General features: G+C 53.2%; 13 protein-coding genes and 1 pseudogene. 12 read left to right on the forward strand and 2 right to left on the reverse strand.

Translation table 11 applies throughout. The annotated features are described in order from the left end of the window. Window positions 1–9 precede the first annotated feature (9 nt). Both JWJ90_RS01250 and JWJ90_RS01255 read left to right on the forward strand, forming a co-directional pair. On the forward strand, window positions 10–531 hold the full coding sequence (locus JWJ90_RS01250) for a DUF5049 domain-containing protein (protein WP_049675271.1): 522 nt from the start codon (window positions 10–12) through the stop codon (window positions 529–531). Further along, entirely contained in the window at window positions 516–1,295 is a 780-nt protein-coding gene (locus JWJ90_RS01255) for a class II glutamine amidotransferase domain-containing protein (protein WP_049675272.1), read from the forward strand. The genes JWJ90_RS01250 and JWJ90_RS01255 overlap by 16 nt, the downstream gene beginning before the upstream one ends. 28 nt (window positions 1,296–1,323) lie before the next feature. On the opposite strand, the gene JWJ90_RS01260 is transcribed toward JWJ90_RS01255, so the two are convergent. Then, complete coding sequence (locus tag JWJ90_RS01260; protein ID WP_027182253.1) at window positions 1,324–1,677, reverse strand: four helix bundle protein; 354 nt, start codon at window positions 1,675–1,677, stop codon at window positions 1,324–1,326. A gap of 11 nt (window positions 1,678–1,688) precedes the next feature. Here JWJ90_RS01260 and JWJ90_RS23880 point away from each other — a divergent pair, with 11 nt between their 5' ends. Further along, complete coding sequence (locus JWJ90_RS23880; protein ID WP_205225365.1) at window positions 1,689–2,096, forward strand: gamma-glutamylcyclotransferase; 408 nt, start codon at window positions 1,689–1,691, stop codon at window positions 2,094–2,096. A gap of 90 nt (window positions 2,097–2,186) precedes the next feature. Here the strand turns inward: JWJ90_RS23880 and JWJ90_RS01270 are convergent. Further along, window positions 2,187–3,157, reverse strand: a pseudogene (locus JWJ90_RS01270) (IS1595 family transposase). A gap of 156 nt (window positions 3,158–3,313) precedes the next feature. On the opposite strand from JWJ90_RS01270, the gene JWJ90_RS01275 reads away from it, so the two are divergent. The 9 genes from JWJ90_RS01275 (at window position 3,314) to JWJ90_RS01315 (ending at window position 18,049) form a co-directional block, all read left to right on the forward strand. Further along, a complete protein-coding gene (locus tag JWJ90_RS01275; RefSeq protein ID WP_240194693.1) occupies window positions 3,314–3,937 on the forward strand; it encodes a TetR/AcrR family transcriptional regulator in 624 nt (207 codons plus the stop codon). After that, the gene (locus tag JWJ90_RS01280; RefSeq protein ID WP_205225366.1) at window positions 3,934–5,409 is read left to right on the forward strand and encodes a TolC family protein; all 1,476 of its coding nucleotides are present in this window, start codon (window positions 3,934–3,936) and stop codon (window positions 5,407–5,409) included. Before JWJ90_RS01275 ends, JWJ90_RS01280 begins: the two co-directional genes overlap by 4 nt. Then, the gene (locus JWJ90_RS01285) at window positions 5,406–6,608 is read left to right on the forward strand and encodes an efflux RND transporter periplasmic adaptor subunit (RefSeq protein WP_205225367.1); all 1,203 of its coding nucleotides are present in this window, start codon (window positions 5,406–5,408) and stop codon (window positions 6,606–6,608) included. Before JWJ90_RS01280 ends, JWJ90_RS01285 begins: the two co-directional genes overlap by 4 nt. A 2-nt stretch (window positions 6,609–6,610) precedes the next feature. Beyond that, window positions 6,611–7,618, forward strand: coding sequence for a patatin-like phospholipase RssA (rssA, locus tag JWJ90_RS01290; protein WP_049675276.1), 1,008 nt, complete (start codon window positions 6,611–6,613; stop codon window positions 7,616–7,618). Then, window positions 7,608–8,096: a hypothetical protein gene (locus JWJ90_RS01295; RefSeq protein ID WP_049675277.1), complete on the forward strand. Its 489-nt coding sequence runs from the start codon at window positions 7,608–7,610 to the stop codon at window positions 8,094–8,096. Before rssA ends, JWJ90_RS01295 begins: the two co-directional genes overlap by 11 nt. 2 nt (window positions 8,097–8,098) lie before the next feature. Beyond that, the gene (locus JWJ90_RS01300) at window positions 8,099–11,173 is read left to right on the forward strand and encodes an efflux RND transporter permease subunit (protein ID WP_049675278.1); all 3,075 of its coding nucleotides are present in this window, start codon (window positions 8,099–8,101) and stop codon (window positions 11,171–11,173) included. Next, the gene (locus JWJ90_RS01305; protein WP_205225368.1) at window positions 11,170–12,198 is read left to right on the forward strand and encodes a putative ABC transporter permease; all 1,029 of its coding nucleotides are present in this window, start codon (window positions 11,170–11,172) and stop codon (window positions 12,196–12,198) included. Before JWJ90_RS01300 ends, JWJ90_RS01305 begins: the two co-directional genes overlap by 4 nt. After that, window positions 12,195–16,712 carry an acyl-CoA dehydratase activase gene (locus tag JWJ90_RS01310; protein ID WP_205225369.1) on the forward strand — a complete coding sequence of 1,506 codons (4,518 nt, stop codon included), beginning with the start codon at window positions 12,195–12,197 and terminating at the stop codon, window positions 16,710–16,712. The genes JWJ90_RS01305 and JWJ90_RS01310 overlap by 4 nt, the downstream gene beginning before the upstream one ends. A gap of 167 nt (window positions 16,713–16,879) precedes the next feature. Next, window positions 16,880–18,049 carry a Fic family protein gene (locus tag JWJ90_RS01315; protein ID WP_049675281.1) on the forward strand — a complete coding sequence of 390 codons (1,170 nt, stop codon included), beginning with the start codon at window positions 16,880–16,882 and terminating at the stop codon, window positions 18,047–18,049. The last annotated feature ends 185 nt before the right edge of the window (window positions 18,050–18,234 follow it).

Consider the following 18,234-nt stretch of genomic DNA (forward strand, 5'->3'; position numbering starts at 1 on the left):
AGGTGCCCAATGAAAATCCTGCTCCGCTCCACCACGCTGGACGGCGAACCGATCCCCGGCAGCGGGGAAATGCTGCAGGCCGCCGACGGCCTCGGAGTTATCGAGCTGATGCGCGGCCAGACGCCGTTTACCGCCAGCCGAGCGCCCCGGGACTACATGACCGAGGTGCTCTCAGGCATCGAAGGTGGGCCATGCCAGCCGCTGCCGGAGGACACCGCCGCTGCGGCGGCCGAGTTTCTTACCCGTCTGGCCCGGCACAGTCTGATCGAGTTTCTGCCCGACGACAAGGCCAGCGATCCCTGGCCGGAACGTTTCCTTGAAGCCCTGGAGACGGTGCGGCTCTCCGGGCGCACCAACATGCTCGACCACCAGGAGGTGACCCAGCTGACCGCCGAGATGGGTTACCCGGAGGTGGCCAAGTGGCTAGCGGACCACCGGCGCGAATACGCGGCCTTCGTCCTCGAAGGGACGAGACCGCTCGGCAAGAACTACGGCGGCAAGGAGGACCCGGTTCCATGTGCGGACAAGTAGGCATCATCTTCGGACGCAAGCGCAGACGGCCCGACGAGCGGGATTACCTGCGCGAGGTCTTCATCCGCATGCTGCTGCACAGCGAGGAGCGCGGCCCGCACGCCTCCGGTCTGGCCTGGCTCAAGACCGACGGCAGCCACCGCATCTTCAAGCGGCCGATGCGGGCGCACGAGCTGGTGTACGAAAAACCGTTCCAGGAGCTGCTCGGGCAGGTCGACAACGAGACCACCATCCTGATGGGCCACACCCGCTGGCGCACCCGGGGCAATGAGTTCAACAACCGCAACAACCATCCCATCCGGGCCGGGATCGTCATCGGCACCCACAACGGCACCATCTACAACGCCGATTACCTGTTCCGCCGCCTTAGGCTGCCGCGCTACGCCGAAGTGGACAGCGAGCTGATCTTCCGTCTGGCCGACCGCTTCGCGCCCGAAGGCCCCATCGACCAGGAGGGGATGAAGAAGGCGCTCGCCCTCTGTCGCGGCCAGATGAGCGCCGTGCTGGCCTCACGCCTCGACCCCGGCACCATCACCGTGCTCAAGGGCAACAAGCCGCTCTGCCTGCGTATCCACCGCCAGCATCGGGTGGTGCTCTACGCCTCGGACGACGCCTTTATTGACTTTGCCGTGGACAACGAGAAGGGCTGGCGCGAGCTGGAGGTGCCGCCCATGACCATGCTCACCATCCGCCACGAGGATGTGCGGGCCATCGAAAACAGCGAATTCCGCTTCATCCCCCAGGAGCGCAAAGGGACGAGCTGATTGATGATCTCGGATTGCGGACTGCGGATTACTTGCGGGAGCGGGCGGTTTTTATGGAGGCGACGACCATGGAAAGGATTTCATTTGCTTCGTTTTTCAGATCGGTCAAGCGCTTCTCGTTCATTAAACCGGCTTCGGCGATCAGCTCCATCCAGTAGATGGATTCATCGCATTCTTCCTCGACGATGGCCATCTTAGCGATGAAGTCGGCAGGGGATTTGGCGCGGCAGGAGGCCCGATAGTTCGCGCCAACCGAGGTGCCACAGCGGAGCAACTGGTTTCCAATAACTTTCGCGGTCTGGTTTTTCGGCAACGCTTCCACCAACCGGATCACCCTGATCGCGAAAGTTTTGGTTCTGTTTTTGAACTCATCAGCATTCATGGAGGCAACATATGACATTTTCATTCAATCCTCAATCCGAAATCCCCAATCCGCAATTGTTTCGGCTCTTCGTCTACGGGACCCTGAAGCGCGGGTTCCGGAATCATGACCGTTTCTGCCGGGGCGTTCTGGATATCCGGGAAGCCGTGGTCCGCGGCCGCCTTTACGAAATGCACTCGGGTATCCCCGTCCTGCAGGTCCCGGATGAAGACATCCTCGCCCACGGCGCTTCGGACGCTTTGGCCGACGTTGGCCACACAGGCGCGCCTTTCCGAACAGTTGGCCTCATACTCCGAACCGGCCCTGCAAAGCGCCACAGCGGACGACTGGGGCCGCGTGTACGGGGAGCTTCTCACCTTCAACGATCCCGAGTCCCGCCTGCCCGCCATCGACCGCCTGGAGGGGTTCCGCCCGGGTGACAAAAGTCTCTACAGACGAGTTCTCCTGCCGGTAATTATCATCGACATGATTCAACCCGCATGGCTTTATATTGGAAAATGCCTATTGACTTAGTTCATAATCAAATCTTTGGTTTGCGCCAGTTGGGAGTACGTAATTGTTTCAGCGGAAGCGCACGCCTTTATGAGGCGATCAAAAAGTTCTCTTTCCCAAAAACGTCGATTGAACCTATAGCAAATCTCGGATAGGTAAGATTGCAAATGTTTTTCGGAGACACCTCGGTGAGCACCTCGTATTACGGCTTTAGCATTGGAAATAACCCGGTGGACCCAAGGAAGAAGCCTTCCAGCAGCTTTGGGATCTCGAAGAACAACTTTGTAATGAGACAAGTTGGTTCCTTTTATCGCTTTTCCATAAGATCGCCAACCATCAGTACGGATGGCTTCCAGAAGATCTTTGCTTTCTTCTGTCGTCGGTCCGTAGCCAAGTCTTTCCAAGAAGCCCTGAATGGTACTTGCCGAAGCATTATCAACTACCTGCATATGTGCAAAGCCAGGCTTCTCTTCCCCTCGGAGATCCCGGTAAAGAGAGCACACAACACCGTGCTCTTCCGCTCACTCCCTCGGCCTCTCCTGCGACCTTTTGGTCCAAAAAACGAATCATCCATTTCTACCAGGCCGGCAAGAGTGTATCCGGCGTCGCGATCCGCCATCGCCTTACGAACCTTATGGGCCATCAACCATGCGGTCTTATAATCTCTGATTTCCAATACCCGCTGCATCTCAGATATCGACACCCCTACTTTGTCCATGGCCATGTGATACACGAGCCAATACCATTTGAGCAAAGGTGTGCGAGTTTTATGGAATATCGTTCCTGCGGTCAGACTGATTTTTGCACGGCACGACTTGCAATCCAAAATATTTCTCGTGCTAATAAACCAAGTTTCTCCATGTCCGCATCTGGGACATCTGAAACCATCGGGCCACCTTATTTCTCGAAGGTGCCGAGCGCAGGCTTCCTCAGTGGAAAATTCCTTCTGAAATTCCAGCAAGCCGCGCTCCCTATATCTCTTGGCCATGTGAGTACCCCCAACAATTCGAGGATACATTCTCATTATGAACTAAGTCCATAGGCATATATCGGAATTATGATTGACAACAAAACGTCGTGTTCTATAATATGACGTCATGTTATATTTTTGTTGAGTTCAACTCGAAAAGTGTGCGGAGGTCAGATGATGGAAAAGAAAAAGCTTTCAAAACGAGAAATGAATAAATTACGGCATCGTCGGCAGATGCTTGCTGCCGCACTCAAGCTTTTCTCGGAGAAGGGGTACCACAACGTCTCCATGCACGAGATCGCGAAAAGAGCCGAGTTTGCCATCGGTACGCTTTACAAGTTCTTCAAAAACAAAGAAGACCTCTATAAGTCCCTCATGATGGAAAAGGCAGCGGAATATCACCATACCCTGAGCGAAGTCCTTTCACGGGAAGGTGACGTCCTGACTATTCTCAAAGACTACATTTCCGCTAAAGCGGGTATCTTTGCTGATGACGTTGCCACGTTGCGGCTCTATTTTGCTGAAACCCGGGGTGCGAGTTTCAACATCAAGGCTGGCCTTGATCAGGACATTCGCAAGCTTTATGACGAATTGCTAGAGCAACTGGCTTCGACACTGGAAAAAGGCATCCGCGAAAATGTGCTTCGGAATCTAACTCCCTACTATATGGCCGTGGCCTTAGAAGGGTTCACCAACGCTTTTCTCTTCTGCTGGTTCCAGGACCCGGAGCGACATTCATACGAGGCGAACATCCCGGTGATGAGGGACATGTTTCTCAAAGGAGTCTTGGCCGAATGAGGAAAACATTCAGGACGACCACTCGCATCATGGTTCTGCTTCTGGCGGAGGGCGGATTGTTGCTGATGGTAGGTTGTGCTTCTGTGCGCACTCCTGCACATCTACCGCGCAGCTATTCTGGCGCAATTACCGAGGCATCACCGGAAATAGAAGGCAAGCGTCCCCCTTCTTCCGGTGAAGCGCTTCGCAAGCTCGAAAAGGATGGGAACATAAACCTGTCGTTAAGCGATTGCCTGAAAATAGCGTTGCAACACAATTACGATATCCGCCTTACCCGGGAAGCCCTGACTCAAGCCGACACAAAGATAACTCAGGCCAGATCGGCTATGCTCCCATTTTTGGGGGCGGAGGCTTCCTATACACGCCTGGACGAGGAGTTGAGTTTTAGCATGGGGCCGCAATCATTGACCTTCATGGATCGTGATCAATATAAAGCAGGGTTCGTCATCCGGCAGCCCATTTTCACGGGAGGGCGATTAAATGCGGCGCGCAAGGCATCCCAGTATTCACGAGACGCTCAAGCTCAAGGAAACAGGGCGCTCGAAGAGGAAGTCGTTTTCCAGGTTACACGCGCTTATCGGACCGCACAGTTGGCCGAAGCGTTTCAAGATGTTGCCGTCGAGGCCGTCGAGTTGCTCAAGACGCATGAACATGACGTGGCAATCCTGGTGGAGAAAGGGGCGAATCCGGAAATCGACCGGCTTCGCACCCGAACGGAACTTGCCAATGCCCGCAAGGAGCTGAATGGCGCTAACAACGCTGTCGACCTGGCATATTCTGCACTTAAGAATCTGCTCATTATCCCCCTTGAAAAATCAGTCCATTTGACGGGAGCCCTGGTGCGGTCGCCCGGGCCGGAAGCGGATCTTTCGTCGTTGACCGAGTCGGCCCTTTCACAACGTCCCGAACTTTCCGCAATAGATTCCCAGGTGGCGGCCGCGGAACAGGTACTTAAGGCGGCAAAAGGCGAATACCTGCCGACCATCGCCCTGGAAGGGCGCTACGAATACATGGAAGGCGATTTCCGGAACCTGGAAGGCGGTGACCACTGGACAATCGGAGCAGGGGCACAGCTTCCCCTCTGGAATTGGGGGGAGACTGCGGCCAAGGTCCGAGAGGCGAAATCCCAACTGGTTCAGGTGAGAATCCAGCGAGATAAAACGACAGATCACATTCGTCTTGAGGTCCGCAAGGCTTTCCTGGACCTTGGGAAAGCAGAAAAGAATATCGAAGCGGCAGAGAGTGCACTGAATACAGCCAAAGAGGCTTACCGCCAGGCAAGGGCCAGATACCGGGCAGGAGAAGGCACAAATACAGATGTGTTAGACGTCCGTACGGCCTTAAGTCGGGCTGAAGCGAATCACACCCAGGCTCTTTTTGATCATAACGTCGCCCTTGCAGCCCTTCATCGCGCAGTGGGCAAGATGGTTGTAGAACAATCCGATATCAAGGAAAAGGAGCCCGCTGAATGAAACGGAGGAAATCATATGTCTTGATCGCTGTTGTCGCTATCGTACTTGCGCTCTTGGTTGTCCAGGTTTCCAGGAAGCAATGGCAAAAAGACGAGGATCTGAACGTGACTGCCAAAGCGTTGCCTGTCACAATTGCAGCTGTTGTCCAGCACGAATTCACGGACGATGTTGAGGCCGTCGGTACCCTCAAAGCCCGAGAGACAAGTCTGCTGAGTCCCAAAGTGGCAGGGCCGGTAAACCAGGTGCTGGTTGATATCGGGGACCCTGTCATAGCCGGCGAGGTCGTTATAAGACTGGACAGGACAAACTATGGTCTCGGCGTCAAACAGGCACAGGCGGCGCTTGCAGCTGCGGAAGCAGCAATTTCGCAGGCTGATGCCCAGTTTGAACAGGCCGAGAAAGAATTCCACCGGGCAACCGAACTGCTGGAAGAAAAGGTGATTCCGCAAAGTCGCTTTGAGGCGGCGGAAGCGGCCTTTAAGAGCGCCAGGGAAGCGGTGTCCCACGCCAAAGCCCAAAGGGACCGGGCAAGGGCCGCCTTGGAGACAGCGCTGGAACATCTCAAAGACACGGAAATCCGATCCCCCATCAGTGGCGCGGTTGTTGAAAGAACCGTGGAAATTGGTCAGGCCGTTGAACCCGGAGTCCAAATCCTCAGAATCATTGATCAATCCTATCTGAAGGCGGATATCGATTTGCCTGAAGGAGATATCGGGCGACTTGCTCCCGATGATACTGCCATGATCATGGTCGATGCCTATCCAAAAGAAGTGTTTCCGGGAAAGGTGGTTTCTATCAATCCAATGGTGGATCGTCAAACGCGAACCTTTAGGGTGAGGATTCAAGTGCCCAACCAGCAGGGCAAACTGATGGACGGCATGTTCGCCAGGGTAAGGTTGTCCGTAGGCAGACACTGCGCGCTTGCCGTACCCCGTGACGCATTGTCACGTCTGCCCGGCAGCGGCACGTACTACGTTTTTTTTGTGGAAGGAAATAAAGCCGTTAAGCGAACGGTCGAGATAGGAGCCGTGAATGACCAGTGGGCCGAAGTGATGAAAGGATTGGTTGAGGATGACAAGGTTGTTACCAGCGGAACGGGGCGTTTGCGGTCGGGTATGGATGTAACCGTTCAGGATGTTTCGAACAAGAATGAGACGGACAGGTCCGGAGAAACAACTCTACAAGAAGATCGGCGGTGAGCATGTCAAACAATGACTCGGGCTTTCCAAAAAATATCGGCCTGGCGCTGGGCAGCGGCTCTGCGCGAGGGTGGGCACATATCGGTGTAATACGGGCACTGGCTGAGGCAGGAATAGAAGTCAAGTATATAGCCGGCACCAGCATTGGTTCTCTGGTAGGGGGCGCGTTTGCCCTCGACAAAATAGATGTGCTGGAAGATTTTGCCCGCCAGCTCGACTGGAAACAAATCGTTTCCTTTATGGATGTGACTTTTCCGAGGTCCGGACTCATTGATGGGGAAAAGATCACCAATTTCTTTCGCAGCCATGTCCAGGAGATAAACATTGAAGAACTACCCCTTCCCTATTGCGCGGTTGCCACCGACTTGACCACGGGTCGTGAGCTCGCATTAAATGAAGGGGATCTCATAGAGGCAATCCGCGCGAGCATCTCTGTTCCAGGCATTTTTACGCCGGTAAAGAAAAACGGCAGTTTCCTGATCGATGGGGGGCTGGTCAATCCGGTTCCGGTAAGCGTGGTCCGGAATATGGGAGCGGATTACGTTATCGCCGTAGACTTGAACCATGACATTGTCGACAAAAGGAGTGCCGACAGCATCGTTCCGGTTGATCCATCGTTGGCGAGTGTGGTTGATCAACCCCTTCCCCCGAAATGGAGAATCGCGCAGGATCTGACCAACAGGCTCAACGAATTCAGTTCGCCCGCGTTATCGCAAGTACGCCAGTGGCTGCACAGGGATCCCGTGCCGAATATCTTTGATGTGTTGATGACCTCAATCAACATCATGGAAGTACAGATAACCGCAACAAAATTGGCAACAGCTCCGCCCGATCTGCTGATTCAGCCGAAGCTGGGAGATATTCGTTTTATGGAGTTCCATCGGGCCGAAGAGGCCATTGCCGAGGGGTACCGGGAAGCCATGACGCAATTCAAACAGAGGTGGAAAGGTGCCGTCAAAAGCGATTTATCAAAAGATTCCTTATTTGGGAGGATGGGAAATGGGAATTAATATTTGTGAATTAAAAGAAAAACGCCTCGTGGATCATCTTCATTCTCTAAAGGTAAAGGGTGAGGTAATCGAAAAAAAGAGGGTGGAATCATTCGGTGACCAGCCTGACAGGAAGATCCTCGTTGTCAAGTTCAAAAACAGGATAATCGAAACGAATCTTGACGATTCGCAATTTGATCGGGCTGAGATCGGGGAGCAGATTTGGTTTGTTCCTCCAGTCCCAGACCGTGCACCGTGCAACCGTCATCTATTCATATGTATGATTGTCGCCCTCATAGCAGGTGCGCTGGCAATCTGGGGCATTGCAAGCTATTTTCATGGAAAAACCGCCTTCCTCCTTTCCCTTGTCGCGGCAGCTGGGATCTCCGTTATTGCCTGGGCCAGGATATGTTCGCACGAGCAAAACAAATGCCTTCGGGACCTTGAGATGGAAATCGACTTTTTTGAAACCGACGGTGACGACGAGCAGGGAGATTGAGAATGAAATTACCGGAGATATCCGTCCGCCGGCCGGTCACGACCGTTATGGTTTTCGCTGCTATCATTCTTTTGGGCAGCGTAGCCTTCTTCAAGCTCAACCTGGACTTGTTGCCCGATATTGAGCCACCGGCTGTTAGTGTGATCACCCCCTATCCGGGAGCTTCCGCCACGGATGTTGAGTCGGAGGTAACCAAGTACCTGGAAGACCAACTTTCCACCACACCGGATCTCGATCGGCTGGAGTCAAAATCAAAGGACAACATAGCCATCGTCACTTGCGTATTCAACTGGGGCACCGACCTGGATGTTGCGGTTAACGATATCCGGGAGAAGATCGATCTTGCCAAACCGGACCTTGCCGACGGAGCAAAAGAACCCTTTATCTTCAAGTTCAGCAGTTCCATGGTGCCGGTGCTCATCATGACGGTGACGGCTCAAGAGAGCAATCCCGATCTTTACAGAATTGTCGACAAGCAAATCGCTGATCCGTTGAAGCGTGTGTCCGGTGTGGGTGCCGTCGTCTATATTGGTGGTCAGGAAAGACAGATCAATGTGCATTTCGATCGCGCAGCAATAGAGGCTTATCACCTTTCTGTCCAGCAGATCAGAAATGTTTTTGCCGCCGAAAATCTGAACCTTCCGGTGGGCACCGCTGAAATCGGGAGGAACGAACTACAGATCCGGGTGGCAGGGCGCTACCGGGATGCAGCTGAAATTGCCAATACGGTGATCGGCAGCGACGGCGATGCGCTTGTGCGACTCAGGGATGTGGCCACGGTCACCGATGCCTTTGAGGAGCCGCAGGAGTGGGCACGGTCGGGCAAGCTCCCCGCGATTGCTTTACTTATCCAGAAGCAGTCCGGCGCCAATACCGTTACTGTCATCAAAACCATAAAAGAACGCCTTAAAACACTGAAAACAGAGGTGCCGGCGGACATTGAGATCCATAAGGTCCTTGACAACTCGGATCACATTTATTCGATGATCTATAATCTGACCGAAGCCGCCGTCGTCGGCGGCCTCCTGGTTATTGTGGTCTGTTTCCTGTTTCTCCGCCGGTTTCGTACCAGCCTGGTCGTCACAATGGCAATCCCATTCTCCATCATTGTTGCCTTTATCGGCCTCTTTGCCATGGGATACACCATCAATGTCATTTCCCTGATGAGTCTTGCCATTGCCGTGGGAATGGTCGTAGACGATGCAATCGTCGTGCTTGAAAACATCGTACGACATGTGGACGATGGCAAGTCTCCGAGGCTGGCCGCCGTGGAGGGGGCATCGGAAGTGGGCATGGCGGTGGCCGCGTCAACGTTGACCATTGTGGCTGTCTTCGCGCCGCTTCTTCTGGTGAAGGGACTCGCCGGGATTATCTTCGGTCAACTGGCATTTATAATCCTGATCACTATTCTGGCATCGCTTTTTATTTCGCTGACGTTGACCCCCATGGCTTCTTCCCGTTTGCTCCGTTCACGGGATGAGAGAAAGCTCAACCCGGTATTTGCCTGGAGCGAGCGTTTGCTGAATAAAATCGAAGCCGGTTATTCCCATGCTCTGGAGTGGGGGCTGAGACACCGCAAGATGTTGCTTTCACTCATAATTATAGTATTTACCGGCAGTCTGGCACTTATTCCACTGGTCGGCACGGAATTTTTTCCGGAAGTGGATTCGGGGGAAGTGGAAGTTGTCCTGGAAATGCAGCAGGGCACCCGCGTGGAGGTCACGGCCGGAATTACGCAAGAAATGCTCAAAGCGGTGAACGCCATTCCGGAGATGCAAGCGTCCTATGCCCTGGCAGGTCAGACCAAAAAAGGATTTTTGACGGCGCTCGGTTTTGAAGAGGGGACAAACATCGGTCGCATCGGGGGCCGTCTCGTTGAAAAGGAAGAGCGGAGTCGCCATGCCAAGGAGATCGCTTCGGAGCTTCGTGAGCAGGCCATGAAACTGCCGGGTGTTGAAAAGTTTTCCGCAAGCGCTGTAAGCGCCATCCAGAAGGCCTTTCTGGGGGGCGGCCGTGCCATCAGCATCGATATTCTGGGTCATGATATCGAGATGACAAACAAAGTTGCCGCGGAAATCCGACGCATCGTGGAAGCAACACCCGGCTCGGTGGATGTTTCCGTCAGCAGGAAGAAACCGCGGCCGGAAGTGCAGGTTCGTCTTGACCGGGATAAGGCAGCATCTTTGGGATTGAATGTGGCGCTTGTCGCCGACGCATTGAGAACCAACTACTATGGATTCGATGATACCAAGTTCCGGGAGGCCGGTGACGACTTCGACATTGAACTGCGACTAAAAAAGGATCAGCGGGAAACGATTCGTGGAATCGGTGAAACCCCTATCACCACCCTGACCGGTCAGACCATTAAGCTCCGAAACGTCGCTTCTGTTCGTGAAGCCTTTGGGCCCGTTGAGATCGAACGGAAAAACAGGACCCGAGTCACCAAGGTTCAGGCGGGTGTCCAGGGCAGAGTTTTAGGGGATGTGGTACGAGATGTTCGAGAAAAAATGGCCTCTCTTGACCTGCCTCCCGGCGTTTCCATTGAATGGGGCGGAGAGGTGGAGGAACAGCGAAAAGCGTTCCGTGATCTGACCCTCCTTCTCATTCTTGGAATTGCCCTTGTCTACATGGTCATGGCAGGGGAGTTCGAGGATTTCGTTGACCCATTCATCATCATGTTTTCGGTTCCCTTCGCTTTCGTCGGGGTGATCTGGGCCTTCGTTGTCACGGCCACTCCGCTCAACCTGATGAGCTTTATCGGAGTAATCATGCTCATGGGCATTGTTGTAAAAAACGCCATTGTGCTCGTGGACTATACCAAGCAACTGAGAGCAGGCGGCATGACGCTAAACGAAGCGATTGTTACGGGCGGCAAAACACGCCTGAGGCCAGTGCTCATGACGAGTCTTACCACCATATTCGGCATGCTCCCGTTGGCCCTTTCCAGGGGGGAGGGATCTGAAATCTGGAATGCACTGGGCATCACGGTCATCGGGGGACTGTTGGTCAGTGGTCTTGTGACATTGATTCTGGTACCTCTGGTGTATTCGCTTGTTCACAGGAGCTGGGCGCAATGAAGACTGATATCTTAAACATACTTTTTTCTTTTTCTTTTTTTTCCATACTTGGATGGGTGTTGGAGGTTACCTATCGTTCTGTACGTGACAAACGGTTCGTCAACCCCGGTCTCTTAAATGGACCGTATCTCATCCTTTACGGCACGGGCGCCTTGATACTCATGGGGGCGGTTTCCCTGTTCCAGGAATCCCATTTGATTACTAAAGCACTCGCCTACTTTGCGGCCACAACCGGACTTGAACTGATTTCGGGATTTATTGCCCGATACTTTTTTCATGTGCGCCTTTGGGACTATTCGGATCAGCGTTTTCATTATAAAGGCCATATCAGTCTTAAGTTTTCAATTTATTGGATATTGCTGGCGTTCGCTTTTGAGTATCTCATATCTCCTCCCTATCAAGGCATTCTCAATCAGCTTGCACCCGTTGTCAAAGGGGTCTTCGCCGCGGTTACGCTTTCAATAATGTTGGTGGATTTCCTGACAGTTTCTATCAATCATTTTCTTAGCCTGACACCGAAAGAGAAAACCCTGCTGGAGACACAGTTTATCGACACGGCAAGGCCGCTTCTTGAACTGCCTGAGGTTGCGAAACTGTCGCAGTATAACCATCACAGGGGAAAGACCCGATTGGAGCATGTCAAAGAGGTAGCATACCTGAGCTTTCTCTGGGGCAAACGACTTTCCCTGGACAGTGAAGCGATTGTCCGGGGTGCGCTGTTGCACGATCTTTTCTATTACGACTGGCTGCATGAAGGACCCAGATTGCATGGTTTCCGGCACCATAACATCGCGCTTAAGAATGCGCGCGAAATAACCCTCCTTACTAAAAAAGAAGAAGATATTATCAAAAAACACATGTGGCCGCTTACCGTTGTACCACCGCGTTATATGGAGTCGCTTGTCGTTTCACTGGTGGATACATTTTGCTCTGCAAGAGATTATTTGAGCGTGAAAAAACAAGACAAACACGCAAAGGCAGTCGCCGGTTGCGTTGGTTCGGAATCGGGGGATAAACAAAAATGACAAAACAGGCGGGCCATCTCTTTTTTACCGGGATTGACATAGGCTCAACAACGGCCAAGGCGGTGGTCCTGGATAAAGAGGGCGGCATGGTGTTTTCCCGCTACTGTCGTCATCAGGGCAAAACCGTGGAAACAACACGGAGCATTTTCAAGGAGGCACTTGAGGAACTGGGCGACGTGGAACTTGATTTGGCGGTTACCGGATCTGCCGGGATGGGCGCGGCCGAGGTCTTCGGCCTGCCATTTGTGCAGGAAGTGGTGGCCTCCGCGCACTTCATTGAAAAATTTTTTCCGGAAGTCAGAACGTTTATCGAAATCGGCGGCGAAGACTCCAAAGTCATATTTTTCGACGATAATGGTCGTCCCGATATCCGGATGAACGGCAGTTGCGCCGGGGGCACCGGTGCTTTTATTGACCAAATGGCAGTTCTTCTGGATATTGATGTATCGGAACTGAACACGCTGGCCGGAAAATCCACGAATATTTATTCCATTGCATCCCGGTGCGGCGTTTTTGCCAAAACCGATATTCAGGCGCTGCTAAGCCGTCATGTATCCAAAGAAGATGTTGCGGCTTCCGTATTTCATTCGGTTGCCCTTCAGGTGATCACCGCCTTGTCCCGTGGACGGGATATGCAAAGAAAAATACTTATGGGGGGCGGCCCGCTGACGTTTTATCCGAACCTGCGCAAGGCTTTTGTTGACCTGCTGGGTATTGAAAATCTGGATAATTTGATCATTCCGGATCATCCGGAACTGCTTCCCGCCATGGGAGCGGCCATGGTGCGCAATGGCAAACCATGTCGGGGCCGGATCAGCAATTTTTTATCCATGTCAGGAAATGGCGTCAGCCATGTAACCAACAGCGGCACCAAAAGGCTGCCCACCCTGTTTGCAGGCAAGGGCGAATTTGAGATATGGCAAAAAAGGCATGAGCGGAAGCTGGTTCCCAGGATTGACCTGCCTGAGGCAAAAGAAAAAGATCTTTTTTTAGGGGTGGATTCGGGATCAACCACCACCAAGATCGTCCTTGTCGATGGGGAAGGTAAACTGGTTCTGGGCTATTACGGCTCCAACAACGGCGATCCCGTCCAGGCGGTAAAAAAGGGATTGGCCGAATTCAGGGAAAAGTTTGTTTCCGTCGGCTTTCACCCGCGGATCGTCAGGACGGCTGCCACCGGCTATGGTGAAAGCCTGATAAGAGCCGCCTTTGGATTGAATGACGGCGTGGTTGAGACCGTGGCGCATTACCGGGCGGCGCGGCGCTTTGAACCGGATGTTTCCTTTATTCTGGATATCGGCGGGCAGGACATGAAGGCGATCTATATTCATGATCACGCCGTGGCTGAAATTCAGATCAATGAGGCCTGTTCATCCGGATGCGGTTCCTTTATTGAGACGTTTGCCCGTTCGCTTGGGTACGGTGTCCAGGAATTCGCCGAGATTGCATGTGACAACAATGCGCCCTTTGATCTGGGAACCCGCTGCACCGTCTTCATGAACTCCAAAGTGAAGCAGGCGCTCCGGGAAGGGGCGACGGTCGCCGATATTTCGGCCGGTTTGGCGTATTCGGTTATTAAAAACGCCCTGTACAAGGTGCTGAAGCTAAAGGACGTCGATGTCCTGGGGAGCAAAATCGTGGTTCAGGGCGGAACTTTTCGAAATTCAGCCGTATTACGCGCATTGGAGATGCTGCTGAACAAGGAGGTTATAAGGCCGGATATTTCCGAGCTGATGGGTGCATACGGCGCGGCCCTGACAGCCCTTTCAAATCATCGCGCGAATCTTGTGGAACCTGCTGCTCTACATCAAACACCACTTAAGCGTTCAGAGACGCCAATAGCGTTGCAGGAAGCAAATGGTTTGTTCCTCGAAAAGTTGGCGATGGGAAGTGATTTTTCAAAAAAGGAGATCCGCTGCAAGGGCTGCGAAAACAGGTGCAGGGTTTTGAAGCTGACTTTCAACAACGGAAACCATTTTTATACGGGGAACCGATGCGAGCGGTGTTTCAGCAATAATCCGGATGAACAACGCAAGGGAAAGAACTTGATCGATGATCAGATAAAGCTCTTGTTTGAACGAGACATGGAACCCGAAGGCGAGCCGATTCTCACCTACGGTATTCCCCGCTGCCTGAACATGTATGAAAACTTTCCATTCTGGTGTGCCTTTTTGACCACGTGCGGGTTCAGGGTGGTTCTCTCTGCTGAATCCGGTTTCAAACTTTACGAAAAGGGTTCCGCCACTGTCATGTCGGAAAACATCTGCTTTCCCGCTAAGCTTGCCCATGGTCACATTTTCGACCTTATCGGAAAAAAAGTCGACAGGATATTCTACCCTACCGTGGTCTATGAGCAGGAAGAATACGAAAATGCTTTAAATACTTATAATTGCCCGGTGGTTACCGGATATCCCGACCTTTTGAAAAGTGCGGTTAACCCTGAGCGGAAATTCGGGATTCCCCTGGAGAACCCGGTTATCAGTTTTAAGGATTTCAATTTGCTGAAGGATCAGCTTTATCTATTCTTCAAGCAGTCCGGAATCAATTACCGGACGGTGTCGGAAGGTGTCGAAAAGGGGATGGCGGCACAATCGAATTACAGGAAACAACTCAAGTCCATGGCGAAGACGCAGCTAAGCAAGGCGGATGCCGAGGGGCGGACAACAGTTGTTCTTGCCGGTCGCCCCTATCATGTGGACCCGCTTATCAACCACGGTATTTCGCAGCTGTTGACGGAACTGGGAGTGGATGTCATCAGTGAAACGGCTGTTCCCTTGAATGCAGATGCCGTCTCACTGGAAGATGTCAATGTCCTGACCCAGTGGAGCTATGCAAACAGACTGTACGCGGCGGCCGGGTGGGTAACGGACACGGCCAATGCCCAAATGGTTCAGTTGACCTCTTTTGGCTGCGGGCCGGATGCGGTTTCGACCGACGAGGTCAAAGAAATTTTGCGTTACGGCGGAAAAATCCATGGTTTGATCAAGATGGATGAAATCTCCAACCTGGGTGCCGTCAGGATCAGACTGCGCTCCATGCTGGAGGCGGTGAAAGAAAAAAACGGTAAAACGAGGGCCACAGGGGCCGGCACAATGAAAAAAGACCGGGCGGTTGTGGAAGAAGACAGAAAGAGAATCCTGATCGCTCCCTATTTTTCCCCCTTTTATTCACCGCTGATCCCGTCTGCTTTCAGGCCCCTGGGTTACCGGGTGGAAGTCCTCCCGCCCCAGGATAGGGTATCGGTTGAATGGGGACTAAAAACCATCAACAACGACATGTGCTACCCCGCTATCCTGGTCGCCGGCGATATTATCAAGGCCTTCCAATCAGGCTGCTACGATCCTGAAAATACCGCTGTTATTCTGACCCAGACCGGTGGTCAATGCCGGGCATCCTCATACGTGTCGCTTATCAGAAAAGGACTGGCCGCAGCCGGCCTGGATGAGGTCCCGGTAATCACTATATCCAATGAGGAAATCAATCCCCAGCCGGGGTTTAAAATAGATAAAATGGGGCTGATAAAAAGGCTGGGCCTGGGAATTATTTTCGCGGATCCCCTGGCCAGGATGTATCTATCCACAATGGTCAGGGAAAAGGTGCCCGGGACATCCAAAAACCTGCATGAAAAATACCTCCTTGAAATGGAGACAGGCATCGAGAATGCAGATTATTATTATCTTCTCAATCTTCTAAAAAAAGCCGTGACGGACTTCAACCTGGTTGAGATCAACGACAAGACGGTCCCAAGAGTCGGGATCGTTGGAGAGATTTTCGTTAAATATAACTTTTTCTCCAACGGAAATATCATCGACTGGCTGTCCGGCCAGGGAGTGGAAGTGGTTCTTCCTCCTATACAGAGTTTTTTCGCCCAGCGCTTTATCAATGAAACCTATGATCAAAAGGCCTTTTTAAAACGTTCTTTGGTAGATCGTATCAAGTACAGGCTGCTGGAGATATACTCAAGATACCACATCGATCAAATCGAGCGGGTTATGCAGGGGTTTCGCTTTTACAGAAAGGCTCATGACTTGAGAGAATTGGCTGAAATAACCGACGAGGTTGTCAGCCTGGCCAACCAGTTTGGCGAAGGATGGCTTCTCACCGCCGAAATGATCACCATGCTCAACGAAGGGATCGGCAACATCGTCTGTCTCCAGCCCTTCGGCTGTATTGCCAATCACATCACCGGAAAGGGGATGGAGAATAAACTCAAGGAGATGTTTCCTTCTTTGAATCTGCTTTCACTCGACATGGATGCGGGGGCAAGCGAGGTCAATTTACTGAACCGGCTACACTTCATGGTAACAGCGGCACGGGAACAGGTGGCCCGTGAGAAGGGGACGTTGGTCGTGCCGGACACAGTTCAGCGCTTTACCATTCCCACGGTATGGGCGCAAGAACTGTATATGTTCAACAATTACGCATCACTGGAGGTTGAAAAATGGAGGGCCTGGGTGTCCGGTCTGGGACTTTGGGAAAAAGCGCGGAAAATCAGGCGAAGAATCAGCTTGTAACCATCGACATCATTAGCAGATGCGTTGCAGCGTCGAACGCTCGTCTGAGGAAATCGAAACGGCCAATCGGGAATTTCGCTTGATTTTTGCTTCCCGACCCCTTATTTTAGGATATGCTATTAAGGTAAAATAAAGGCGAATCTTATTTTAGGTTCGAGGCAGGCAGGATGAAGCGAGAACTCCAAGGCAAATACGTGACCATATCGACGGTGGGTGAGAAGGCCCAGGCCTTCGTGCCCGCGCCGCTGCCGCCGCGTCCGCCCATCGACTGGACCCCGGAGCTGCGCAGCAAGTTTGACCAGGCGCTGCTGGCGCTCGGGCGGCTGGACAGCGTCTCGACCTTGCTGCCGGACACCTCGCTGTTCCTCTACATGTACGTCCGTAAGGAAGCGGTGCTCTCCTCCATGATCGAGGGAACCCAGTCGTCGCTGTCGGATCTGCTGCTGTTCGAGCTGGATCAGGAACCGGGTGTACCACTGGATGATGTGCGAGAGGTCAGCAACTATGTCGCCGCCCTCGATCACGGCCTGCGTCTGTTGGGGGAAGGGCTGCCGCTGTCGCTGCGCTTGTTCCGCGAGATCCATGGCGTTCTGCTGACTAAGGGCCGGGGCAGCAATCAGACACCAGGGGAATTTCGGCGCAGCCAGAACTGGATCGGAGGCACCCGGCCCGGCAATGCGGCCTTCGTTCCGCCTCCGGCCGAAGAGGTGCTGGAGTGCATGAGCAAGCTGGAGTTCTTCCTCCATGACCAGCCGGAACCGACTCCGGTGCTGCTCAAGGCGGCGCTGGCCCATGTGCAGTTCGAGACGATCCACCCATTTCTGGACGGTAACGGCCGTCTGGGGCGTCTGCTGATCGCGCTGCTGCTATGCGAGCAGAAGGTGCTGCGGGAGCCGATGCTCTACCTCAGCCTCTACTTCAAGACGCACCGCCAGTATTACTACGAGCTGCTGGGCAACGTGCGTCTGACCGGCGACTGGGAAGCCTGGCTCGATTTCTTTGCCGAGGCGGTCATTGTCACCGCCACCCAGGCGGTCGAGGCAGCGCAGCAGCTCCTGGACCTGTCGAACCAGGACCGCGACAAGATCAGCGGCCTCGGCCGGGCGGCGGCCTCAACCCTCCAGGTCCACCGGGCGCTGATGGAGCATCCCATCGCCACCTCAGGCTCGTTGGTAGTGAAGACCGGTATCACCCCAGCGACCGTCAACAAGGCACTCGGCCATCTGGAACAGCTCGGCATCGTCAAGGAGCTGACCGCCCAGAAACGCAACCGCCTGTTCAGCTACGCGGGCTATATCGAGATCATGAGTCGTGGCACGGAACTGCCGGGCAGATAGGTCAATTCGATTCCCGTTTTCGGAATCGAATCAGATTCGTTGGGGTGTTTTTCTTGGTATCCGCTTGCGTTGCAAACCCGTCATCCTCGTCCGGAGCTTGGAAATCGGGGAAGAAAAGTTGCTTCCCGGTTGGGAACTTGGGGCGTAACTTGACTTCCCATGTAAAGCCCTTTGTTTTCAGTGTG

It is taken from the genome of Desulfobulbus rhabdoformis (assembly GCF_016919065.1).
Lineage (GTDB): Bacteria > Desulfobacterota > Desulfobulbia > Desulfobulbales > Desulfobulbaceae > Desulfobulbus > Desulfobulbus rhabdoformis.